22 protein-coding genes are annotated in these 22576 nt (G+C 70.9%); 10 read left to right on the top strand and 12 right to left on the bottom strand.

Going from position 1 to position 22576, the window contains the following annotated elements; translation table 11 throughout:
* Positions 1 to 95: 95 nt before the first annotated feature.
* Positions 96 to 467 carry a hypothetical protein gene (locus OG927_RS12085; RefSeq protein ID WP_209470442.1) on the bottom strand — a complete coding sequence of 124 codons (372 nt, stop codon included), beginning with the start codon at positions 465 to 467 and terminating at the stop codon, positions 96 to 98.
* A 314-nt stretch (positions 468 to 781) separates the two neighbouring features.
* Between OG927_RS12085 and OG927_RS12080 the strand changes: the two genes are divergently transcribed.
* The 3 genes from OG927_RS12080 (at position 782) to OG927_RS12070 (ending at position 4745) form a co-directional block, all read left to right on the top strand.
* Positions 782 to 2869, top strand: a complete 2088-nt coding sequence (locus OG927_RS12080) for a helix-turn-helix domain-containing protein (RefSeq protein ID WP_372450638.1) — start codon at positions 782 to 784, stop codon at positions 2867 to 2869.
* A complete protein-coding gene (locus tag OG927_RS12075; protein WP_209470444.1) occupies positions 2866 to 3843 on the top strand; it encodes a hypothetical protein in 978 nt (325 codons plus the stop codon). Before OG927_RS12080 ends, OG927_RS12075 begins: the two co-directional genes overlap by 4 nt.
* A 107-nt stretch (positions 3844 to 3950) precedes the next feature.
* Positions 3951 to 4745, top strand: a complete 795-nt coding sequence (locus OG927_RS12070; RefSeq protein ID WP_307840665.1) for a DUF6339 family protein — start codon at positions 3951 to 3953, stop codon at positions 4743 to 4745.
* Between the two features lie 74 nt (positions 4746 to 4819).
* Here OG927_RS12070 and OG927_RS12065 read toward each other — a convergent pair whose 3' ends face one another.
* The 6 genes from OG927_RS12065 to OG927_RS12040 all read right to left on the bottom strand — a co-directional run bounded on the left by OG927_RS12065 (position 4820) and on the right by OG927_RS12040 (position 9392).
* The gene (locus tag OG927_RS12065) at positions 4820 to 6022 is read right to left on the bottom strand and encodes a DNA cytosine methyltransferase (RefSeq protein WP_245376792.1); all 1203 of its coding nucleotides are present in this window, start codon (positions 6020 to 6022) and stop codon (positions 4820 to 4822) included.
* An 88-nt stretch (positions 6023 to 6110) separates the two neighbouring features.
* Positions 6111 to 7067 (bottom strand): DNA cytosine methyltransferase, encoded by a 957-nt coding sequence (locus OG927_RS12060; RefSeq protein WP_209470447.1) that lies wholly within the window; start codon positions 7065 to 7067, stop codon positions 6111 to 6113.
* Positions 7064 to 7516 carry a very short patch repair endonuclease gene (locus tag OG927_RS12055; RefSeq protein ID WP_209470448.1) on the bottom strand — a complete coding sequence of 151 codons (453 nt, stop codon included), beginning with the start codon at positions 7514 to 7516 and terminating at the stop codon, positions 7064 to 7066. Before OG927_RS12055 ends, OG927_RS12060 begins: the two co-directional genes overlap by 4 nt.
* Positions 7517 to 7647: 131 nt before the next feature.
* Positions 7648 to 8181 (bottom strand): SMI1/KNR4 family protein, encoded by a 534-nt coding sequence (locus OG927_RS12050; RefSeq protein ID WP_319103610.1) that lies wholly within the window; start codon positions 8179 to 8181, stop codon positions 7648 to 7650.
* Positions 8182 to 8190: 9 nt separating this feature from the next.
* On the bottom strand, positions 8191 to 9087 hold the full coding sequence (locus tag OG927_RS12045) for a hypothetical protein (RefSeq protein ID WP_330320137.1): 897 nt from the start codon (positions 9085 to 9087) through the stop codon (positions 8191 to 8193).
* 92 nt (positions 9088 to 9179) lie between these two features.
* The gene (locus OG927_RS12040; RefSeq protein WP_056798274.1) at positions 9180 to 9392 is read right to left on the bottom strand and encodes a DUF4287 domain-containing protein; all 213 of its coding nucleotides are present in this window, start codon (positions 9390 to 9392) and stop codon (positions 9180 to 9182) included.
* Between the two features lie 367 nt (positions 9393 to 9759).
* Between OG927_RS12040 and OG927_RS12035 the strand changes: the two genes are divergently transcribed.
* Complete coding sequence (locus OG927_RS12035; protein WP_330320136.1) at positions 9760 to 12096, top strand: ATP-binding SpoIIE family protein phosphatase; 2337 nt, start codon at positions 9760 to 9762, stop codon at positions 12094 to 12096.
* A 49-nt stretch (positions 12097 to 12145) separates the two neighbouring features.
* Here the strand turns inward: OG927_RS12035 and OG927_RS12030 are convergent, their stop codons facing one another.
* A complete protein-coding gene (locus OG927_RS12030; RefSeq protein WP_056798269.1) occupies positions 12146 to 13153 on the bottom strand; it encodes an SEC-C metal-binding domain-containing protein in 1008 nt (335 codons plus the stop codon).
* Between the two features lie 230 nt (positions 13154 to 13383).
* A complete protein-coding gene (locus tag OG927_RS12025) occupies positions 13384 to 14796 on the bottom strand; it encodes an MFS transporter (RefSeq protein ID WP_330320135.1) in 1413 nt (470 codons plus the stop codon).
* Between the two features lie 115 nt (positions 14797 to 14911).
* Here OG927_RS12025 and OG927_RS12020 point away from each other — a divergent pair, with 115 nt between their 5' ends.
* The 3 genes from OG927_RS12020 to OG927_RS12010 all read left to right on the top strand — a co-directional run bounded on the left by OG927_RS12020 (position 14912) and on the right by OG927_RS12010 (position 16701).
* Positions 14912 to 15442, top strand: a complete 531-nt coding sequence (locus OG927_RS12020) for a winged helix-turn-helix transcriptional regulator (RefSeq protein ID WP_056798263.1) — start codon at positions 14912 to 14914, stop codon at positions 15440 to 15442.
* A gap of 58 nt (positions 15443 to 15500) precedes the next feature.
* On the top strand, positions 15501 to 15842 hold the full coding sequence (locus OG927_RS12015) for a DUF6412 domain-containing protein (protein ID WP_330320134.1): 342 nt from the start codon (positions 15501 to 15503) through the stop codon (positions 15840 to 15842).
* Between the two features lie 88 nt (positions 15843 to 15930).
* Positions 15931 to 16701 (top strand): YidC/Oxa1 family membrane protein insertase, encoded by a 771-nt coding sequence (locus OG927_RS12010; RefSeq protein ID WP_124282221.1) that lies wholly within the window; start codon positions 15931 to 15933, stop codon positions 16699 to 16701.
* A 278-nt stretch (positions 16702 to 16979) separates the two neighbouring features.
* Here the strand turns inward: OG927_RS12010 and OG927_RS12005 are convergent, their stop codons facing one another.
* Positions 16980 to 17324 (bottom strand): hypothetical protein, encoded by a 345-nt coding sequence (locus tag OG927_RS12005; RefSeq protein ID WP_056798254.1) that lies wholly within the window; start codon positions 17322 to 17324, stop codon positions 16980 to 16982.
* 346 nt (positions 17325 to 17670) lie between these two features.
* Between OG927_RS12005 and OG927_RS12000 the strand changes: the two genes are divergently transcribed.
* The 3 genes from OG927_RS12000 to OG927_RS11990 all read left to right on the top strand — a co-directional run bounded on the left by OG927_RS12000 (position 17671) and on the right by OG927_RS11990 (position 20857).
* A complete protein-coding gene (locus OG927_RS12000; protein ID WP_056798251.1) occupies positions 17671 to 18531 on the top strand; it encodes a fumarylacetoacetate hydrolase family protein in 861 nt (286 codons plus the stop codon).
* 149 nt (positions 18532 to 18680) lie between these two features.
* On the top strand, positions 18681 to 19643 hold the full coding sequence (locus tag OG927_RS11995; RefSeq protein ID WP_241191956.1) for an STM4015 family protein: 963 nt from the start codon (positions 18681 to 18683) through the stop codon (positions 19641 to 19643).
* Positions 19644 to 19699: 56 nt separating this feature from the next.
* The gene (locus OG927_RS11990; RefSeq protein ID WP_209470453.1) at positions 19700 to 20857 is read left to right on the top strand and encodes a wHTH domain-containing protein; all 1158 of its coding nucleotides are present in this window, start codon (positions 19700 to 19702) and stop codon (positions 20855 to 20857) included.
* 84 nt (positions 20858 to 20941) lie between these two features.
* On the opposite strand, the gene OG927_RS11985 is transcribed toward OG927_RS11990, so the two are convergent.
* On the bottom strand, positions 20942 to 21421 hold the full coding sequence (locus tag OG927_RS11985) for a heme-degrading domain-containing protein (RefSeq protein ID WP_056798243.1): 480 nt from the start codon (positions 21419 to 21421) through the stop codon (positions 20942 to 20944).
* Positions 21418 to 22524: a Gfo/Idh/MocA family oxidoreductase gene (locus OG927_RS11980; RefSeq protein WP_056798240.1), complete on the bottom strand. Its 1107-nt coding sequence runs from the start codon at positions 22522 to 22524 to the stop codon at positions 21418 to 21420. The genes OG927_RS11985 and OG927_RS11980 overlap by 4 nt, the downstream gene beginning before the upstream one ends.
* Between the last annotated feature and the right edge of the window lie 52 nt (positions 22525 to 22576).

The following is a 22576-nucleotide window of genomic DNA, read 5'->3' as shown; positions in this document are numbered from 1 at the left end:
GAAAACGAACCGAGGATGCGCGGGGGGATACGGGGTGCCGGCGCATGGCGCCGGCACCCCGGGTGAAGCGGGTGGCGCAGCTGATCAGAGGGGGGTCAGCTGTTGGTGGTGACCGTGACGACGGTGGTGACGGTGACGGTAGTCGTGGTGATCGTCACCGTCCGCCCGGTTGTGCGGATCCTCCGGGTCCGGGTGACCTGGTGGTAGGTGCGAGGACGACCGGCGCGCCGAGGGGTGTTGGGGCGGCGGGTGGCCCGAGAGGCGCGGGGCACGGGAGAGACGGGAGGGGTGGTGGTCTGCTCCGTGTGCGAGGTCTGCGTGAGGCGGGCAAGGCGCCGTCGTTCCGAAGCCAGGTCCTGGGGGCGGATGTCGTGGCACGCCAGGAGTTCGGCACGGAGGTCGGGGTCCTCCAACCTCTCGTACTGCGTGATGAACCACGCCATCCAGGCATCATCGTCTCTGATCATGTGGGTCCCCTCCCGGCGAGCACACCGACGTGTGCCCATGACTGGATGACGCATGAAAACGCTGCAAAACGGACCCTGAGGGCAGAGCTCGGCCCTTGAGTGAACGGCCCCATCAACAACCCTGGCCGGGCTGGGAGTTGCCTACGAGGACAGTAGGGCATGTTGTGGAGGCCTGTCGATCAAAAGGTGAAGGAAAATAGACGACTCCTGCTGGCGCTCGAATGGATCATGGGCGTCAAGCAACATTTGACGCCATGCTGACGTCAAATCGGGTGCTACGGTGAACCGCTCGGAACCAAGGGGAAGTGGGTTCGGTGGAGGACATCGAGGATTTCGGCGTCTGGCTCGGACGCCAGCTACGTCGCAACGGCATATCGCAGGCGGAACTCGCCCAGGAGCTGAAACTGACACGTGCGGCCGTGTCGGCATGGGTCACCGGTCGAGCGCGCCCGAGGGCGGAGGTGCTGGCCAAGATCGCCAAGATCCTGGAGACGGACGTTGCCACCCTGATCACCAGGGACTCCGATGCCGGGTCGGATCGACCGATCGACTGGTACCACCGGGCCGCGCATCAGGACGGTGGTCGGGAGTACGGCAATGCGGCTGTTTTCGCCTTCGACGCGAACCTGGCTGTGCTGGCCAGGGAAGTCACGCAGAACTCCCTGGACGAACGACTGGATCCGGAGCGGCCTGTGCGGGTGCGATTTACCCTGCACGAACTGACTGGTGAACACCTGCACTCCTTCCTCTCCGCGCTGAAGTGGGACCAGCTCGAGCCCCACTACGCGGCGGCGGCACAGTCCCGGCACAAGGTCGGCAGGGCCCTCGCCGAAGGGCTGCGGGCGTTGCGTGACGACTCCTCTCTCCTGCTCCTCCGGGTTGACGACTACAACGCCTCCGGTCTGACCGGACCCGAGTACGGGGACGGGCGCTATGCCGCTGTGGTCCGTCGGCAGCTGGACAGTCACAAAAGCAACGACCGGGCCGGTGGATCGTACGGATTGGGCAAGGCCACACTGTGGGCGGCCAGCCGGCTCGGCCTGGTATTGATCAACAGCACCCTGTCCGAGGCGTATGAGGGGCGGACGGTCCGCCGGGTGGTCGGTCGTCTGGACCTTCCCTGGCGCGAGGTCGATGGAGTCGCCTACGCAGGGCCCGCCTGGCTCGGTGAGCCGGACACGGCGAGGGAACGCGAAGGTGTGTCCCGCTCCTGGTGGGCCGATGAACGAGTGGTCGCCGACCTGCGTCTCGACCGGGACAGCGATGATCCGGGGACTTCCTTCCTCGTGGTCGGCGCTCACGACGCGGCCGGGGTCAACAACACCCTGGAGGATCTGCACGCGGCTCTCGGTCGGGCGCTGTCCGACAACTTCTGGGCCGCCATGACCTCGGGCCGTACGACCCCGGCCATGCTCGAAGCATCGGTACGCGCTCTTCGCAACGGCGAATTCGTGGTGCCGGAGCAGCGGGTTGATCCACTCGGTCGGCACCCGGCACTGGTTCACGCGCTGCGGGCTTTCCTCGACGGCGACACGGTCGAGGAACTCACGGACTCCGGACAGGTCGCGGCCAGGGACGTGGCCTTCGCCGTCCCGCCGCTGCGGGCCGCCGGACGCGGAGCCGAGGGGCACGACCACCGTGCCGTCCTCCTGGTCACTCCCGCTGCGGACAAGGACGAGAAGCACAGCCGCATCATCTGTATGCGTGGCACCCGCATGTCTGTCACGGCCCGCAGTCCTCGGAGCCTGGGCGCGGGAGTGGACCCTTTCCAAGCCGTCCTGCTCGCCGGTTTCGCCACAGGCGATGACAGCTCGGCGACGCACGCAGCCGAGGCATTCCTACGGGCAGCCGAGCCGCCGGAGCACGACAGGTGGGGGACGACCGAAGAACTCACCGCCGCCTACGCCAACGCTCCCCGACGGTTGACCGAGTTCAACGCAGCCATGGATGCGGCCCTGCGAGGCGTGGTCGGTCGGCGGGCCGTCGGTCAGGACTCGACCGGCCCCGAGATCCTTCGAAAGCTGCTGCGCATCGATGCGCCTGCGGCAGCGAGCAATCGCCGTGGCTTGGGGCACCCACTCGTGGACCGGGTCGTCGGGAAGGTGGACGGGGACGGGGCCTGGACCTTGGACGTCACCCTGTCTGTCCCGCACCGCGACGGGCGCTGGGAACTGTTGCCAGTGGTCAAGTTCGATGTGCGGTCGGGAGGGCGCCCCTCGTTGGAGTGGGCCGAGCTGTCCCCGAAGGAGAACTGTCAGGTCGTCGACGGCCGGTTGCTCATAGATCCGGACGTGCGGTCGGCGCGTTTCGGAGGTGTCACGGCTGTCCGCAGCCACCCCGTGGCCGCCGCCATGGCCGGTGTGATCGTCGACATCCAGCAGGCACGGGAGATTTCGGCATGAGCACTGTGTACGCGTACCCGACCCTGGCGGGGAAGATCGAGATCACTGTTCGAGGGGCGAGCATGGACGGGAAACCGCTGCAACTGTCGCTGATCTCCCAACGGGATCAGGTCGTCGCCCTTCATCAGATCGAGCGGGACGACTGGATCGAGGGCGTCCTCGACCTGGAAGTGTCCCTCCCCAGCGATGAACTGGATGAGGGCCCGTGGTCGGGAGTGAGCTGCGTCGCCGTGCTGACCGAAGGCGCAACCAACACCCGTGTGGTGAGTCGGTTGGAACGTCGTCGCGGCGACACCCACTGGCGAGGTGAGGTCCGGGTGCGCCGCTCCATGCACGCGGCACGCGCACTCCTCGACGTGAGCGTCGTCGGTAGTCATGGTGGAGTCGACGGGCGCGTCATCGGCCGGACGGACACGTCCTGGGTCGTGGACCTGCTCGCCCGTACACCGACCAGGCAACGCGATCTGGAGATTCTGGAGAAGGACTTCCGGGACGGTCCAGAGGAAGGGCTTCGCCGGTTCGCGGACGCGCCCTGGCTGATCGACACCACCGGGGACCTGCCGGCGGTCTTGATCAATACATCTTTCGAAGGGCTTCCCGAACTGCTCTCCGGTGCTCGTGGTCCGCTGGAGAAGGCGACCGCCGGAATGGTGGCCGCGCAGATCGCGGGTGAGGCGTGGGCGACCATGTTCCACGCGGCACTGAGTGACCTCGAATTCGACGAGGACGGGACCCCCCGCTTTCCTGGTGGATGGCGGGAGTCGGTGCTGCGATCCATACTTCCTGAGGTGTTCCCCGGGCTGCCGCTCCCCGAAGCCTTGGCCGAGGCACACAGCTGCCGAGGTGATGGCCGTGGGTGGGCGGAGATTCAGGCGCGGATCCACTACGCAGCAGGAAAACGAGGACAGGTGCCCAAGAATCTGACGGCGACCATCCGCGCCGTGCAACGTGCCCAGGAAGGCCCGCGTCGATGAGCGCACACCACATCGAGCCTCCCGAACGGCTCGCTTCGCTACCCGGCAACGTCGCCACCGGTCTCCTCACCCACGGAGTACGCGCGGGCCGGGACGGCCTGCCTCAGGTGGCGATCCTTCGGGCGAGCACGGCGATCGAGAGCGACTCCGCCCGTTGGGGCGTCGAACCGGTGCGAGAGCTTGTCGAAGAGGCCATGAGCCGGTTCGACGCGGCGAGGACCGACGCCGATGCCTGGTTGGCGCCCCGGCTGCACGCGACCTTGCGGATGACCCGGGCCGAGGCGGCGAACCCCGGTCTGTGGAACTTCCTGGCTCTGGCTGTGGCACCGGACTACGTTCTGTGGCGGCACCTGCCACTCGGAGGATCCCCCGACGGCGACGCCAGGACGGTCACGGGCGTCAGGTTTGTGGGTCCTCACTACAGTCAGGCCTTCGCCCGGTTGTGGTGGGCCGCCGAGATGTTCCGCGACGGGCCCGATTACACCTCCGCAGAGATCGCCTGCGGGAATCAGGACATGATCAACACGGCTCTCCGACTCTCCACCATCGATCACAAGCCCACCGCACTGGCCCTGGTGCGGGTTCTCGAAGACCTGTCCCGACAGGGCGCATCGAGGCTCGGGGACCGAGTCAACGCGCTCTGCACCGCAGTCAACGTGGCCGGGAGCACGCTCATGTACGAGGTGATCGCGCCGGACGACGCCCCTGATCATTTCGGGCTCTCCGACTGGATCGAAGAGGTGGAATCAGCTCCGGCGGTCCCGTGGGACCGACTCCCTGAAGGGCCGGCCGACGGCACAGCCCGGCGCTCGTCCTGTGAGGCCCTGACGCAGATGTTCGAGCGATTTGCTGCAGAGGCACCGTTGCGTGATCGGGCTCGGTCCAAGGCTGCACAAGACTGAGCCTTGTCGAGGCCCCCGGAACACGCGGTGGTCGTAGCTCCGTCCGGGGCTTGTCACCGCAGGCCCCGGACGACTCACAGGTCCTCGGCGAGGTCCTCTTCCGTCAAAGGGGCCGGATGCTTCGGTGTCCACGTTGCCAGCTTGTTGATCAAATCGTCGTCCGGCGGCCCGAGTCGGAGTGCACTGCTGAGGATGTGCAGAGAAAGGAGCGGCGGAATCGCGTTGCCGATCTGCTGGGCCACATCGGTGGACCGCCACGGGTACTTCTTCGGGAACGACTGAAGCAGGCCGGCTTCCTCGAATGTGAGCCGTTCCAGCTCCTCGCCGACCTCCTTCGCCCCGGAAGTGGTCTCCTTCAGGAGGAAGACGCGGTTACGCCGGACCTTTCCCGTGATCGTCGCCGCGGGTTGGTCGGAGGTGCGGCGCCCCCGGTTCTTGGGGTCGCCCCCCGAGCCGTAGTTGGAGACCACCTCGAAGTCGGACGGACGCTCGGTGAGCACGTCCTGCATGGCGACCCAAGGCTTGACCGGGCTCTTCCCCTTTTGAGGTGCGGCGAACAGCGCCCCCTGGTCTTCGCACTCCGGAGTGTCCTGTTGGAGAAGGCGAGTGATTCCCTTGCGGTAGCGCTGGTGCGTAGCGGTGGGGAACTGGACAGGCCTGTCCACATTCTCCGGGTCCCACTGAGCGATCAACACCGCACGCCGGCGTGTCTGTGGGACGCCGAAATCCTCTGAGTGGAGAACATGGGCGTCGGCGGCGTAGCCGACTCGGCGGAGGAGCTTGGCGTAGTGCTTCCAGACCGGCAGAACGGTGGGCACCTGCTCGAGGACGATCACGTCGTACGGCTTGCCTCGCCCGAGTTTGGCCTCCATGATCCAGCGCAAGGGCTGGAGCACGAAGCCGGTGCGGTCGTCGGACATCTTGTCCGTCTTGTCTTTGACCTCTTTCCACGCGGCCTCGAACTGCTTGAGTTCGTCATGGCCGGCCAATTGCGTGGCAAGTGCCTTGACCTGTTCCAGAGCCTTGTGGCCCTTACGGTTGCCCGCGACGGAGAAGGACTGGCACGGAGGCCCGCCGGTGAGGACGTTCGCTCGGGCGACCTCGTCGTCGCGCGGACCGAGCGCGGCGACATCTTTCACCGTCGTGGTCAGAAGTCCGGCCGCCCGACGCGTTGCACGGGTCGCGTCGTCCCATTCGACGCCGATGCTCTCTACTTCGTCCATGATCGTGGCGGCGATGTCGAGACCACCGGGACCTGCGAAAAGATCGACGATCATGAATTTCGCACGCGGGAGTGACGGAGGAACTGGGCAGGTCATGATGAGCCAGTGTAGCCGGCCGGTGGGCCCGTCGGCCCCAGAAGGATCAGCGCTTCAGGGCGACTGCGAGTGCTCGTCCCAGAGCGGCCCCGACCGGTGGTGGTGAGGCGTGACCGATCTGCCGGTACCGCGCGGTCTTTCTGCCTGCGAATTGCCACTCACGTGGGAACCCCTGAAGGAGCGCAGCCTGCGAGTCCGTAAGTTTGATCATGTCGGCGGAACTGTCGAGGTCGGGCCCCGGGACCTCATCGGCCAGGGCGCCTCCATTGACCCTCATCCGCGCCCATGCCCTCTTCGTCCCTGTCGGCCCCAGATCCGCTCCGCCGCGCTTGTCCGAGCCACCGACAAGCGTCGGCGCCACGCTGAGTGCCTGAGATGCCCATGCGTCAGCGCCGAGCCACCCGCGGGCGGCCACCGAACGGTGGAGCGCCTTGCCTACCGACACGTGCTCCTTGACCGTCGGCAGCGGCGGCCGGAAGAGGTTGGAATACCGCTCCTTCAGTGCGACCAGCACGCCCTGCTTGCGGTCCTGTGGTACGCCGAAGTCGGCCGCGTTCAGGACGAACCAGTGCAGCCGGTATCCGAGATGCTCCAGCTCCTCGCGGATGAACGAGCGCAGAGGTTCGAATGCCGAAGCCGACACGAGACCCGGCACGTTCTCGACGAGGAGGGCGCGGGGTTGGATGGAGTGGGTGAGGAGGATCGCCGCTTCCAGCAGGCGCTGTTCCTCCTCCGTCTCCTTCCTCGCCGTGGTCGCGCTGGACTTCACCCGGGGCGGGCCCGCCGAAAGGAGATCCACGTCGTAGGTCTTCGGGTGCTCGTCCGGGACGAATTCCAGGAGATCCATTTCCATCACGTGCCACGACGGTCGGTTCAGGCGCAGCGTGTCGCAGGCCACCGCCTTGTTGTCCAACAGCAGCACCGGGTCGAAGCCTGCTTGTTCCAAGCCCAACGCCAGCCCGCCCGCGCCAGCGCAGACATCCACGAACCGCAATCCGCTCATGAGCCCCCGCCCCCTTGTGTTGCCCGCCTGGCGGGCCTCTCGCGATCGACGGCTTCCGCGACCACCTCGGCTACCTGCGCCGGGAGTTGGTGTTCCCAGAAGCGCAGGACCGTCCACCCCTCGGCGACCAGGTGCGCCGTCGTCTCCGAGTCCCGTGCCATGTTCTTGTCGAGCTTCTGCCGCCACCACTCCGCGTTCGACTTCGGTTGCGTGGCGTGTTCGGGGCAGCCGTGCCAGAAGCACCCGTCCATGAACACCGCTACCTTCGCCCGCGGGAAGGCGATGTCGATCGTCCGACGGGACATCTGAGGCACCCGCTCGTTGAGGCGGTACCGGTAGCCGGACGCGTGCAGCAGCTTCCGGACCGCCACCTCGGGTGCGGTGTCGCGGCTCGCCTGGCGGCTCATCCTGGCGGAGACCTCAGGAGAGGAAGGCCTTGCGGTGTTCATTACTGTCGATTGTCCTACGCTTCGTCCGCTTCGCGATCAAGGATGACGAAATTGCGCTGTCCGAAGTGGGAGCTGGAACCGGGCTGGACCGTGGGCGCCCGGCGTTCGTACGGCTCGTTGGTCCAACCCCGTCACCGGCACAGCTTCTCGAGGTCCTCCTCGAACGTGGGGAACTCGGCCTGTGCCGCCGCGATGATCTCCGCTGCCGGCCGGCGCGGCGTCGTCGCGTGGCGTTCGGCGAGCTCGGTCAGGGCCGCGTCGGGGTTCGATGTGTCGTCCTGCAACACGACGACCTCGCAGGGGCCGAGGCCGTCCGCCAGGACCCACAGGAAGTCGGAGAGGTTCCCGGCCACCACGCCGTTCTCGCCCTCCGAGCCCATGAACACCACCGGCTGGTCGGCCAGAGGGCGGCCGGGGCGGGCGAGCCAGAGGGCGGCGAGGCCGCCCGTGCCGTCCTGGCCGAAGACGCGGTAGACGTCGCCGTCCAGGTCGTGGTCGCCGGTCCAGTGGCGGAGCCAGTCGGTCGTCTTCTCGGCGGGTTCGAAGGCTTCGTACGGTTCGAAGTCGACGCTGTGGTCGTCCTCGTAGGGGAACTCCACCCGGGCCACCTCGGCCAGGGCCGGAGGGAAGCGGCGGTCGTCGTCGGTGCCGGTCGTCTCGGTCATGTACGCAGGTTAGGCGTGGCCGCTGACAGCGCCGGGCGGTGTTCGGGTCCCACCGGCCGGGCCCGTCCCGGGGGCCCTGTCGTACTGCTGCAGCTCGGAGGCGACCGAGCGGCAGCCGGCCACGAAGTCGCGTGCCGCCTCGGGCGTGACCGCCTCGGGCCGGTGCACGGCGGTGTCGCGCAGTCGTCGGAGCCGGCGGACCACTTCCCGGCTTTGGCTGGACACGCCCAGCCCGCCCAGCCCCGCCATCAGCTGCCGGCTGACGTGGGCGCCGGACCGGGCCCGGTCCACGGGGACCTCGTGGCGTTCCAGAACGTGCGCGCAGAAGCCTTCGAGCGTGGTCCACGCGGTGACCACGGCTCCGACGGGGGTGGCGGGGACCAGCGCCATGGCCTCCGTGAACAGCTCCCGCAGCAGGATGCGGTCCCGGAGGCGCCGGGGGACCATGCGCAGGCTGGCTCCCCGCTCGTCGCTCCCGTCGGCGTCGGCTGATGCGTTCGGAGCCTGCTCGGGCGCGGACCCGGCCTCGCCCCCGTACACCCTCTCGCCCCCGTACACCCACCGCGGCATCGGCGGTCCGGGGTCCGACCCCCCTGCCTGCGGGAACGGCGGTGGCAGGACGAAGTCCTCGTCCGTGGCCGGTGCGGGGACGGGATCCCGTGCCGGTTCCGGAGGGGCGGGCTGCTCGCTCGGCACGTGCGGACGGGGCACGGTCAGGCGCTGCGCCTCGTCCAGGAGCTCGCGGGCCTCCTGGGCGAACTCCATGCTCCCCGCGGGTGTTTCCAGCCGGGTCAGCCGTCCGATGGCCTCCCTGATGTGTCCGCGAAGGCCCCAGACCAGGGCCACGGTCACCAGGGGCCAGACGAGGGCCTCGACGTACTTCAGTACCAGTTCGGCGATCTTCACGCGTTCATCCTGGCGTGCACCGCTCCCGCCCCCGGGCGGGTGCCGGAATCGTGACGGACACGAGACCGGCGGTCGCCCCGCCCCTGCGCCGGCTACGCGGCTCTGTCCTCGGCGAGTGTGTGGGCGACCAGGGCGTTGGCGTGGCCGTGACCCAGGCCGTGTTCCGTCTTGAGCCAGGAGACGAGCTCCATGTGCTTGGTCAGGGGGGATGTGCGGATGAGGTCCTTCCACTCCGCGATCGGGCGGCCGTGCTTCTTCTCGATCGAGGGGAAGTAGCTCGCGGGGCCCTTTACCGGTTCGGTCATCTCGCTGCGTCCTGTCCGTGTGCGTTCGGCTTTCGGTGTTCGGCATTCGGCGTCGTTCGTCGTTCATGGTCGGGTGATCATCTGATCAGATCGACGTTCTGTCGTGCTGATGACTGCGCGTACGTCCGAGACTCATCGGTGGCCGCCCTCCGGACTTCCCCGGCGGCCGCCCTCCGACCTTCCCGGTCCCGGCGCCGGGCCTTCCCGGTCCTGATGGCCCGGGAAGGCCCGGGACCGGATCCGAGCACCGGTCGCGGGGGCCGCTCCGGTAGCGGGCGGCGGACGCGGGGCAGATCCTGGTTCGGAAGACGCAGCGCCGCGCGGGGGCTCGCCCAGGGTCCCGTGGCGGGGCGAAGGAGCTGGGCTCATGGCTGACGGGCCTCTGATGGCCGTGGACGGTGACGGAATGGTCACCCGGTGGAGCGCGGCGGCCGAGTGGCGGTTCGGGCTCACGGCCGACGCGGCCGTCGGGCAGCAGGTCATGGCCGTACTGGCGGCCGGGGAGCACCTGGACCGGGGGACGGCAGGCCTGCGGCTGTTGCCTTCGGCGGATCCCGGGGCCCACTGGGGTGTCTGGAGTGAGAGCGACGGCCCCCGGGAGGGCGAGCGCGTCCTCGGACCGGCCGTGCTGGACGTGCTCTTCGCGAAGGCCCGGGTGCGGGTCCATGTGCTGGACAGGGACCTCCGGGTCGTACGCGTCACCGATCCGTCCGGGGGAGCGGCGCTCTCCGAGCGCCTGCGCGGGCGTCCGTTCGCCGAGGTGTACGGCTTCGATGACCCCGAGGCGGTGGATGCCTCGGTGCGTGAGGTACTGCGGACCGGCGGCACCGGTGGCGAGCGGATGTTCCGCGCACGTCCGTCCGGCGGGGTACCGGGGAGGCGCACCCTGTCCCTGTCGGCGTTCCGGCTGGAGCCCGAGTGGGCGGACGGGATCCCGGGAGTGGTCGTGTCCGTCACCGACGCCACGGAACGCGTCGGAGCCCGCGCCCGGGAGGCGGCGCTCTCCGCGGTCCGCGGAGTCGTGGGAGGGACCCTGGACGTCGAGACCACCTGCCGCGACCTCGTCGACGCGGTCGTTCCCGGGTACGCGGACGTCGCCGTCGTGGAGGTCGTGGACTCGGTGCTGCGCGGCGAGGACCTGCCCACGGGTCCGCCCGTCCCCGGAGTCCCGCTGCGCCGGGCCGCCTTCGGGGCCCGCAGCGCTGATCCGGCCCATCCGGTGGGTGATGTACGCGCCGTCCTCCCCGCCACCCCCTTCCAGCGCGTGCTGTCCGACCCCCGGCCGCGCCTCGTTCCCCTCGTGGACGTGCCGTGGGCCGACGCCGACCCCGCCCGCGCCGCTGCGATCCGGACGAGCGGAGCCCACACCCTCGTCGTGGCGCCGCTGACCGTGCGCGGTGCGGTCCTCGGCCTGGTCAGCCTCTACCGGTGCGAGGACTCCGATCCGTACACCGAGGACGACCTCCCGGTCGTGGAGGACATGGCGTCCCGGACCGCGCTCAGCATCGACAACGCCCGCCGGTACGTCCACGAGCGCGCCATCGCCAGTACTCTCCAGCACCGGCTGTTCCCCCGGGGCCCGACGTCCCACGGCGCTGTCGAAACGGCGCACCTGGTACTGCCGGGAGCGGGCGGCGGCTGCTGGTTCGACACGATCGCCCTCCCCGGGGCACGTACGGCCCTGGTCATCGGGGAGGTTGCCGGGCAGGGCATCCACGTGGCCATCACCATGGGCCAGCTCCGTACCGTCATCCACGCCCTCGCCGAGCTCGACCTGGAGCCGGACGAGCTGCTCGCCCGCCTGTACGACACCGCGTCGCGGCTGGTGCAGGAGCGGGCCGAGCTGCCGCCGAGCGATCCGCTGCGCAGAAGCATGCCGGCGGCGACCTGCGTGTACGCCGTCTACGACCCGTTCAGCCGCACGTGCACCGTCGCGTCGGCCGGCCATCCGGCCCCGCTCGTCGTCGGCCCGGACGGTGCCGCGTCCGTGGCCGGTCTGGCCGAAGGCCCTCCGCTCGGCTCCCAGGAACGGGCGCCCAGCGTGGCGGCGAGCACCTTTCCGCTCCGCGAGGGCAGCCTGCTCGCCTTCTGCAGCAGTGCGCTCCAAGCCCATGTGGAGTCGTCCATGGGCGCACTGCGCCGCGTGCTCACCGAGGCGGAGCACTCTCCCGGCCACCATCCCCGCCACCGGCCCGACGGCCGGCCCGGCCGCTCCCTGCCCGAGCTGTGCGACGAGGCCGCCTACGCGCTCCCCGCCACCGTCGACCTCCAGGGAGCCGCCCTGCTCCTGGCACGCACCGGCAGCATTCCGGCCGACCGTTTCGGCATCTGGAACCTCCCGCACGACAGCTCGGCCCCGGCCGCCGCCCGCGGTCTGGCGACCCGGCAGCTCGCCGACTGGAACCTCGACGGCGACACGGGATACGCGACCGAGCTGATCGTCAGCGAACTCGTCACCAACGCGGTGCACTACGGGCTGCCGCCGCTGGAGTTGCGCCTCGTCCTCGACCGGGTGCTGATGTGCGAGGTCCGCGACGCCAGCTCCGTCTCCCCGAACCTGCGGTATGCCAGGACGATCGACGAGGGCGGGCGGGGCCTCTTCATCGTGTCCCAGCTCGCGACGCAGTGGGGCACCCGCTACGCGCCGGGCGGCAAGACCGTCTGGACCGAACAGTCACTGCCCCCGGAACAGACGAGCGGGTGATCCCAGGAGTGCTCACGCCCGCCCGTACTCCCGTACCTCCGGAGTCCCTCTACGCACCGCCGTGGCACTCCCGGTACGCGCGTCCCGAGCCGCACCAGCACGCCGCGCTGCGCGCCGGGGGCCACGGGACGGCACGCCCGCGGGCGGCCAGGGTGGTGGCGTACTGGGGGAGCAGATCCGGGTCCGAGGGCGAGGCGGCCTCCGACGCGGCGAACGCCTCGTACGAGGGGACCGTGCCCGTGACGATGCCGAGATTCGGTGTGCCCGTGGTGTGCAGGTCCCGCAACGCCGCCTCCAGGCGGGCCAGATGGTCCTGGTGTCCGGCGTATTCCTGATTCAGCTCCGGGTACGCCGTGAGGAGTTCGCGCAGCTCGTCCTCGGGCCAGTGCAGCACGGCCACCGGGAACGGGCGGGACAACGCCGTGCGGTAGGTGCCCAGTTCGGCGCGCAGCCGGGTGATCTCCGCCTGCAGCTCGCCCGGGTCCGAGGAGCCCAGCGACCACAGGCGCTTCGGGTCGTGCAGCTCGTCGAGGGGGACGGCGGCCGTGTGCAGGGTGTCGGCCAGCTCGTCCCACGCGTCGTGGCCGACGCCGAGCAGCCTGCGCACCCGGTGGCGTCCGATCAGCAAGGACTGCGTGGCGTACGGGACTTCCTCGCCCGGCGTGAGCAGGAGCGTCAGCGCGGTCGAGAAGAAGTCGTGGGCCGGCTCCAGCTCGTCATGGCCCTCCAGGGTCTCAGCGGCGATCTCCCACGCCGACGCGTCGAGCGGGGCCGAGGCACGGATGCCGTCGATGATCGCGCGGGCCTCCGCCTCGTGGCCGTACTCCCAGAGATTGGCCGCTTTGAGTGCTTTGACCAGGTGCGGGTTCTCGACGGTCGTCGCGGGGGAGCCGAGCAGTTCGTCATAGAGGGTGGTGGCGCGGGCGCGGTCTCCGGCGAGCTCCAGATGGGCCGCGGCCTGGAGGAACAGCGGTTCGTGGTCCTCGGGGTACTGCGCCGCGGTGCGCAGCAGGCGCTCGGCTTCGGTGGTGTGGTCGGCAGGCGTGTCGGGGCGCATGAACCACACCGTACTGCGGTACGGGGGCGAGGTGAGAGAGCGCGGGGTGGAGCCGTGGTGGAGGCCACAAGGCCGTGAGGGGAACGGCCCGCGCCCGCGTGCGAGGTGCGTGGGGCCGGAGCTCCCGGCGGGACGTGCGTGGGGCCTTCCCTCCCGGCGGAGGGGCGGGGCGGGGAAGGCCCGCCGGGCACCCGAGCGGGACGGGAGCCCACCCCGCCCGCGGTCCCGGCTCAGCGTTCCCGCAGGAGCAGGACGCCCACCGTTGCCGCCAGGGCCGTACCCGCCGACACCAGCACCGCCGCGTCCGCACCCGACGGCGTCGTTGCCACCGCGATCGTCACGGCGACACCGGCCGAGGAGCCGAGGTAGCGGGCCGTGTTGTTGGCCCCCGAACCCATGGCGGCGCGCTCCGGCGGCACGGACTCGACCGCCAGCCGCGGCAGCGCCGCGTTGAGCAGACCGCTGCCGATCCCGGCGACGATCAGGGCCGGCACCAGGCGCAGCCACACCTGCGTACTCGCGCTCCCGGAGCCGCCGGTGAGCGTGCCCAGCAGCGGCAGCACCGCCAGGCCGTGCAGCAGGAATCCGGCCGCCAGCTGGTGGCGGGCCGCCACCCTGCCCGCCAGCCGGCGCGACTGGAGCGCCGTGACGAACGACGTACCGGACCAGAGCAGGAACAGCCAGGCCGAGTCGAGCGCCGAGAGGGAGAGCGCGTGCTGGAGCAGCGTCGGCAGGTAGCTGAAGAGGCCGATCACCGCGAGCCCCGTGAACAGGCCGCCCGCGGCCGACGCGAGGAAGGCCCGGCTGCGGAACAGCGCCAGGTCGATCAGCGGGGCGGCGGCCCGCCGCTCCACCGCGGCGAACACGGCGGTCAGGGCCAGGGCCGTCAGCAGCAGCAGGCCCACGGGCGTGCGCAGCCAGCCGTCCCGGCCCAGCGTCAGCGCGGTCAGCAGTGCGGTCATCGCCAGTCCGAGCACGGCGGCGCCCGCCAGGTCGGGGCGGCCGGCCCGGGGTGCGCGGGACTCGGTGAGCACCCGGAAGGCGAGGGCAGCCGTGACGAGGGCGCCGACACCCAGGGCGAGGTACGTCAGCCGCCAGTCGACGGTGCCGAGCGAGCTCGCGAGCAGCGGGCCGAGCGCTATGCCGGCACTCACGAACGCACCCCACACGCCCATCGCCCTGATCCTGGCGTGGCCGACCGGATAGGCGCCGACCAGCAGGCCCAGGCTGGTGGCCAGGATCGCCGCACTCGCCGCGCCCTGGCCGACCCGGGCGAGGGTGAAGCCGAGCGTCGAGGTGGCGAGCGCGCCGAGCGCGGTGGTGAGGCCGAGGCCGAGGGTGCCGAGGAGGAAGAGCCTGCGGCGGCCGTAGTCGTCGGCGAGGCTGCCCGCCACGAGGAGGAGGACGGCGAGGCCGAGCGGGGTGCCGTTGAGCAGCCAGGCCTGGACGGCGGCCGGCGTGCCGAGGGAGGCGGAGATGTCCGGGAGCGTCGTCATCGGCGCGGTGTAGTTCATCAGCGCGACGGTGGTGGCGGCGCTGGTGACGGCGAGGGTCGCACCGGGCCGGTGCGCTCGGGCGGCTACGGGTGCGGGCCGTGCGTGCGGGGAGGGTGCGGGCTCGGTCCGTACGGGCTGCTGGGTCATGACGTCCTTCCGGGGCTCGACCCCGTCGAGTGAGTTCGGTGAATGAACTCACCGGACGCGGCCACGTTAACATGGTCAGTTCATTCATCGAACCCAGTGGAGGTAAAGTGATCCCATGGCTCTCGGCAAGGACTACGCGACCCAGCAGTGCTCGATCGCCCGCGCGCTGGAAGTGGTCGGTGAGCGCTGGACCCTGCTGGTCGTGCGCGACGCCTTCTACGGCGTGCGCCGGTACAGCGACTTCCTCTCCCACCTCGGCATCCCGCGCGCCGTCCTCGCCACCCGGCTGCAGGCCCTGACCGAGGCCGGTGTGCTGGTCAGGCGCCGCTACCAGGAATCGCCCCCGCGCGACGAGTACGTGCTGACCGGCAGCGGCAGGGCGCTCTGGCCCACCGTGCGCTCGCTCGGCCTCTGGGGCCGCGAGCACCTCCCCGGCACCCTCCCCATGCGGATCTTCGTGCACGCCGCGTGCGGCACCGAGCTGGGCGCCTTCGGCCAGTGCCCCGCCTGCTGGACCGGCGTCGACCCCGAGGACGTGGAGATGCGGCCCGGCCCCGGACTGGACCCCGACCCGGCCGATCCGGTCAGCCGGGCCCTGCTCGTCCCCCGCCGGCTCCTCCAGCCGCTGGAGACCGATCGTGTATAACGGCTGAAGGACACATCACGGGCGCGCACGCGCCGCACGGCACGGAGGGGAGGCACCGATGAGCGACACCGGCTGTGTACGCCGCGGGGTCGCCCAGCTGCTCCGGCCCGTGCTCCGCCCCGCCGCGTTCCTCGTCCTGTTCCTCACCGAGGTCCTGCTCGCCGAGGGTGGCAGCCTCTCCGCCGCCGTCGCCCTCGCGGCCACCGCGGCCGCCGGATCCGCGCTCCTCGTCTGCTCCGTCATCAGCGCCCGCTGCGCGGCCCCGGTGCCCCGCACCCGGGTGCGCACCGCCATGCGCGACCGCGAGAAGCGCACCGCGTTCCTGCCTCAACGCGATCCCGACGCCAGGGGGCGCACGAGGCCCCGAGCGCCCGGACACGCCCTCCTGACGGCCGCGTAGGGACCAGCACCTCTCCGTACTCCCCGCGCGGGTCGTCCTGCCGAGTTCCACTCACCCCGGCACGACGAGACCCCCGGAGGGCTCACCCATGTCCGCTTTCATGTCCGCCTTCGCGAGCCTGGTCGGCTCACTGGCCGATCTGCTCCAGCCGTTCTTCCAGACCGCGTCCACGGCCGCCGCGATCGTCCTGTTCACCGCCCTCGTACGGCTCGCCGTGCACCCCCTGTCGCGGGCGGCGGCGCGCGGCCAGAAGGCCCGGACCAAGCTCCAGCCGCAGATCACCGCGCTCCGCAAGAAGCACGCCAAGAACCCCGAGCGGATGCAGAAGGCGCTCATGGAGCTGCACGCCGCGGAGAAGGTCTCGCCGCTCTCCGGCTGCCTGCCCAGCCTGCTGCAGATGCCGGCCTTCTTCCTGCTCTACCACCTCTTCTCCAGCCAGCGGATCGGCGGCGAACCCAACTCGCTCCTCGGCCACGAGCTGTTCACCGCCCCGCTCGGAGAGCGCTGGCACAACGCGCTCGCGGACGGCGGGCCCCTCGGTGCGCAGGGGCTCGTCTACCTGGCGCTCTTCGTGATCGTCACCGCCGTCGCCACGTTCAACTACGGCCGCACGAAGCGTCAGATGGCGGCGAATCCGGTGACCCCGGCGGCCGGCCCGGACGGACAGCCGATGCCCGGCATGGGGGCGATGACGAAGGTCATGCCGCTGATGTCCTTCCTCACGCTCTTCTCCGTGGCCTTCGTGCCGCTGGCCGCCGCGCTCTACATCGTCACCAGCACCACCTGGACCGCGATCGAGCGGGCGTACCTCTACCGGGACACCCCGGTCGTGGACGCCGCCCCGGCGCCCGCGCTCTGAGGCGGGCCGCCGACGGGGCACGGCTTATGCCCGGCAGGGGCTGCGCAAGCGGGGGCCCGGGAGCCACTCGCGGGCGGCTCCCGGGTCTCCCGCGAACAGGAACTCCCGGACCCGGGGTCTATGCCGGACCGGGCCGAGGCGAGCGGGGTCTCCGCCGGACCGGGCCGAGGCCGTCCGTAAGCGGAAAGAGGACCGACCGGACCGACCCGAGGGCGAACGCGGTGTCCCGGGGCGGACATCCGGGAGGGCTCACGCCCGGCCGTCCGGGACGGGGCCGATCAGCTGAAGACCACGGAGCGGACCTCCAGGCGCTCCGAGGCGCCTCCGCCGGGCCGCAGCGTGTAGAAGACGTCGCCCTCGCAGTCGGCGGCGAGGAAGACCGTGGCCGTGGCGTTCGTGAGGTTCTTCGGGGCGTACGCCGGCGGCAGCGCGTCGAGGCCGGCGCCGGACAGGCTGACGCACTCCCCGCTCCGCGGGTTGTTCAGGAAGCCGACCGCCTCGTAACCCTCGCCGGTCTCGTACGTGTACCTGAACTGACCTGTGGCGGCCGAGGCCGCGTTGGGCAGGGTGACGACCAGGGTGAGGGCGCCGAGGGCGGCGGCGACGTGGTGGCGAAGGCGCATGGGAGAAGTCCTCTGGAAGAAGGTGGGGGTTCGGTCCCACGCTGCCCCGGCTTCCGGCGGCGCCACACGTACCAACACTCCAACGGCCTCCGGAGAAACCGTTCCTCCTCACCCGGGTGGAGGGTCGCACCGCGTACCCGGGACCGGGCGCAGGGACACCGGTCCCTCGCATCCCGCACCGTTGGGCGGACGGTCGGCCGGTGCGCGGCGGAATCCGCAGAGGGAGACCGGTCCAGTAAGTGAACAGGGTCTTGCAGAGTGATCCGATGTCTTGGAGGATCGACCAAGCCTTTCGCTGGCCGCAACCCACCGACGGGCTCGATCTCGACCAAGGGGAGATGGACCGTTGAAGCTGCTTCGAGTCGGTACGGCGGGCGCGGAACGCCCTGCACTGCTTGACCGTAACGGGACCTTGCGTGACCTCTCGGGCCTGGTCACCGACATCGACGGCGACCTGCTCGCCGACGCCTCGGCACTCGCCCGCGTACGGGAAGCGGCGCAGACACCCGACGTGCTGCCCCCGATCGACGCGGAGGGTCTGCGCATCGGGCCGCCGGTCGCCCGGATCGGCAAGATCGTGTGCATCGGGCTGAACTACCACGACCACGCGGCCGAGACCGGGGCGGCGATCCCGGAGGAGCCCATCCTGTTCTTCAAGGCCCCGGACACGGTCGTGGGCCCCGAGGACACCGTGCTGGTGCCGCGCGGCAGCCGCAAGACCGACTGGGAGGTCGAGCTCGCCGTCGTCATCGGCCGCACCGCCCGCTACCTGGACTCCGCCGAGGAGGCGCTCGGACACGTCGCCGGTTACGCGACGGCGCACGACGTCTCCGAGCGGGAGTTCCAGCTGGAGCGGGGCGGCACCTGGGACAAGGGCAAGAACTGCGAGACGTTCAACCCGCTGGGGCCGTGGCTCGTGACCGCGGACGAGGTGCCCGACCCGCAGGCGCTGCCGCTGCGGCTGTGGGTCAACGGCGAGCTCAAGCAGGACGGCACGACGGCCGACCAGATCTTCCCCGTGGGGGAGGTCGTGCGCTACCTCAGCCGGTTCATGACGCTCTACCCCGGCGACGTGATCAACACGGGCACGCCGGCCGGGGTGGCCATGGGCCGCCCCGAGCCGAAGCCGTACCTGCGCGCCGGGGACGTCGTGGAGCTGGAGGTCGGAGGGCTGGGACGGCAGCGGCAGGAGCTCAAGGACGCGTAGGGGGCCTGTGCGCCGGGCCCCGCCCGCCCGTACCCCAACTGCCGTGCGGCACAAGGAATCACGCCGCACGGCAGTCCTGTCGGAGGCACCTGATAGAACGCGGTGAACGCCCGCTCCGGGTCCGCCGTGTCAGGAGTCCCGCCTTGTATGTGCACCACCTCGCGCATTTCCACGGACTGCCCACCTATACCTTCTCGCCGTACACCGATCCTGCGGATCTGCCGGATCCGGGTGCCGTGGCCTGGCGTTTCCAGGTCGTCGAGATGGCCTACGAGCCCGACCCCCTGGAGCGTGCCGAAGCCTGCTGGGCGCGCTTCGCCGAGACGGTCGAGCTGGAGAAGGTCAAGGCGCTGGTGTTCGGCTGCCCCTGGTACGGCGACGACAACGCCGGGCTCCCGGAAGAGCCGCTCATCAGCCTCAACTCCCGGCTGACCGGGCTCGAAGCGATCTTCCTCGGCGACCTGGAGGACGAGGAGGCCATGGTCTCCTCCATATACCTGGGCGACGTCGCCCCCCTTCTGGAGGCGTTCCCGGGCCTGCGGGAGCTGGCCCTGCGCGGCGGCGAAGGCCTGCGGTTCCCCGTGGGGGGCCACGACGAGCTGCGCGTGCTGCGCGTCGAGTCCGGCGGACTCCCCCCGGAGGCGGTGCGGCAGATCGCCGCCGCCGAGCTGCCGTCGCTGGAGCGCCTGGAGCTGTGGCTGGGCGACGACCACTACGGTGGTGGCGCCACGGTCGAGGACCTCCTCCCGCTGCTCTCCGGCAAGGGCAAGCCCGCGCTGCGTCACCTGGGAGTGCAGAACAGTCCGATCCAGGACGAGCTGGCCGCCGCGCTGGCCTCCGCACCGGTCGTGCCCCGGCTCACCTCGCTGAGCCTGTCGCTGGGCATGCTCACCGACGAGGGCGCGGAGGCACTGCTGCACGGACAGCCGCTCACCCATCTGCGGGAGCTCGACCTCTCCCACCACTTCCTCAGCCACGCCATGATGCTGCGGCTCTGGACGGAGCTGGAGCCGCGGGGAGTGCGCGTGGACCTGACCGCACGGCAGGTCGACGACGGGGGGAACCCCGAGTGGGGCCAGGAACACGGCCGGTACATCGCCGTTTCCGAATGACCGCCGTCACCGGGCTCCCGCCGCGCCACCCACCGTCTCCGAAAGGCACCCGCACCATGTCCCACACCCCCGAGTCCCCGGACCCGGACGACCTCCTGCTCTCCGGTCGCGACAGGAAGGGCGAACTGCGCTGGCCGGACCCCGGCACACAGGTGCCGTACGGGCGGGTGCTGCACTCCGCGGCCCTGCTGGGACTGGACCCCGCCGTCCTCGTGTCACGGCTGGAGGCCCTGGGGTACGCAGACATCCAGCAGGCCGGGACCGCCCTTCCCGACACCGTCCGGCCCGACGACGCCCCGCTGGTCAGGAGAGTGGGTGTGCCCGACTACGGGAAGCCGTGGCTCGACGTCGCCGAGCCCGTACCCCTGCGCCACGTACTCGAAGTGGGCTGCCACACCGGACGCGGCCCCGCCGACGTGGCACGGCGGCTGACCGCCCTCGGCTACCGGCTCGGCGGAGACGGCGGCCGTCCGCTCCCCGAGTCCTCCCATCCGGCCGACGTCATGCTGATCCTCGAGCAGCGCACCAACTACCGGGAGTGCCGCGACTGGGGCGACGAGGTGCCGGCGCACCACGTGCACGACACCGCCCGTGACCTGAGCATCAGCCCGCACTTCGTGGCCACGCGGCTGGTCGCGCTCGGCTTCCGGCTCCCGTACACCCCGGAGCCCGGCGACGAGGCGCTCCTCACCCACCGCGGCAGCCACGAGCCCGGGCACATCCTCGGCCTCGCCCGGGAGACGGGGCGCACCCCCGAGGACATCGTCGGCCGGCTCACCGAACTGGGCTGCGGACGGCCGGAGGTACCGGCGCCGCCGCAGCCCGACGACCTCGTCCTCCTCAGCGCGAACGTCGACGGCCGAGCGCCCTGGCTGCTCCGGTACACGGCCGCGGGGCTGCTGGTACGGCACATCCTGCGCGCCGCCCTCGCCACCGGGCGGAGCCCCGCGGAGGTCGCCGCGAGGCTGGCCGAGCTGGGGTACCGGCTGCACGAGGACGCGAACCTGCCCGCGGTCGCCGACGAGGCGGACATCCGGCTGCTGGAGACGATCGACCGCTCGTACCAGGACGACGTCCATCTCGGCGACGTCCTGCGCAGCGCGAGCCTGACGGGACGCAGCCCGGCCGACGTCGCGGCCCGGCTGACGGCCCTGGGCCACCGGCTGCCCGACGAGGTCGACCACCCGGAGGTGCGGGGCCTGGTCACCGCCTGACCCTCCTCGTCCCCGGGCCTCGGCCCCGGGACGAGGAGAAGGCTCCGCCGGAACCGGCGGAGCCTTCTCCTCACCGCAGCCCGGTCAGGAGGCGCGGCGCGTCGCGAACTGCTCAAGGGCCTCGACCACCAGCGCGTGGTCCTCCGCCTGGGGAAGACCCGACACCGTGACCGAGCCGATCACGCCCGCACCCTCCACCGCGATCGGGAAGGAACCGCCGTGTGCCGCGTACGTGTCCGGGTCCAGGCGGGAGGACTCCTCGAAGGTGGTGCCCTTCGCCCGGAAGCGCGTGCCGACCAGGTAGGAGCTCTCGCCGTACCGCTCCACGACCTTGCGCTTGCGGTCGATCCAGGCGTCGTTGTCCGCGCTCGACCCCGGCAGTGCGGCATGGAACAGCTGCTGCGCGCCGCGCCGGATGTCGATCGCGACGGGGGCGTGCCGGTCACGGGCGAGCGCGACCAGCAGGCCGCCCAGCGCGTACGCGTCGTCGTAGCCGAAGCGCGGCAGCGTCAGGCGCCGCTCCTGTGCGATCAGCTCGGAGATGGTCGGAGCGATGGAGCTCATGCGTGCTTCTCCTCGTCGTGGTGCGGAAGAAGGGTGACGGACACGCCCTCGCGGGCCGAACGGCGCGCGGCCTCCAGGACGTCCAGCGCGGCGGCGGCCTGCAGAGCCGTCACCGGGTTCTCGCCGGTGCCGCGCAGGGCTGCGGCCACGGCCGCGTAGTACGCGGGGTAGTCGCCCGGCAGCGTACGGACCGGGTCCCCGCCGCCGGTCAGCGGTGACTCGCCGGCGCCGACGCGGCCCCACAGCTCCTCCGGCTCCTCGCCCCAGGGGGTGCCGGCCGCGGGGCGGACGCCCTCGCGCAGAGCTGCCTCCTGCGGGTCCAGGCCGTGCTTCACATAGCCCGCCTTCGAGCCGAGCACCCGGAAGCGCGGGCCGAGCTGGGCCGTGGTGGCGCTGACGTACAGATGCGAACGGACCCCGTTCGCGTGCGTGATCGCGATGAAGGTGTCGTCGTCGGCCGCCGCACCCGGGCGGCGCACGTCGGACTCCGCGTACACCTGGACCGCGGGGCCGAACAGGGTGAGCGCCTGGTCGACGACATGGCTGCCCAGGTCGTACAGCAGGCCGCCGATCTCCTCCGGGTCGCCCGACTCGCGCCAGCCGCCCTTGAGCTCCGGACGCCACCGCTCGAAACGGGACTCGAAGCGCTGCACGTCACCGAGCTCACCGTCCTCGACGAGACGGGCCAGCGTCAGGAAGTCGTTGTCCCACCGGCGGTTCTGGAAGACCGACAGCAGCAGCCCGCGCTCGTCGGCCAGCGCGGCCAGCTCACGTGCCCCGGCGGCCGTACCGGCGAGGGGCTTGTCCACGACCACCGGCAGTCCGGCCTCCAGCGCGGCCTTCGCGATCGGGACGTGGGTCCTGTTCGGCGAGGCGATCACGACCAGGTCCAGCTCGTCCGCGCGCGCGAGGAGGTCGTCGGGCGAGTCCGCGAAGCGTACGTCGGGGAACTCGGCGCGGGCCTGCGCCCGCCGCTCCTCGTTCGACGTGACGACGGTGTCGAGGACGAGGCCCTCGGTGGCCGAGATCAGCGGGGCGTGAAAGACGGAGCCCGCCAGGCCGTAGCCGACGAGCCCGACGCGAAGAGGAGCGTTGGCAGTCATGCGAACCACTTAAGCAACGCTGTTGCCAAAGTGCAAGCGATGAGGACAATGG

The sequence above is a fragment of the Streptomyces clavifer genome (genome assembly GCF_036345975.1).
Classification (GTDB): domain Bacteria; phylum Actinomycetota; class Actinomycetes; order Streptomycetales; family Streptomycetaceae; genus Streptomyces; species Streptomyces clavifer.
The sequence above is the reverse complement of the archived record's forward strand: the minus strand, read 5'-3'. Positions and strand labels throughout refer to the sequence as shown.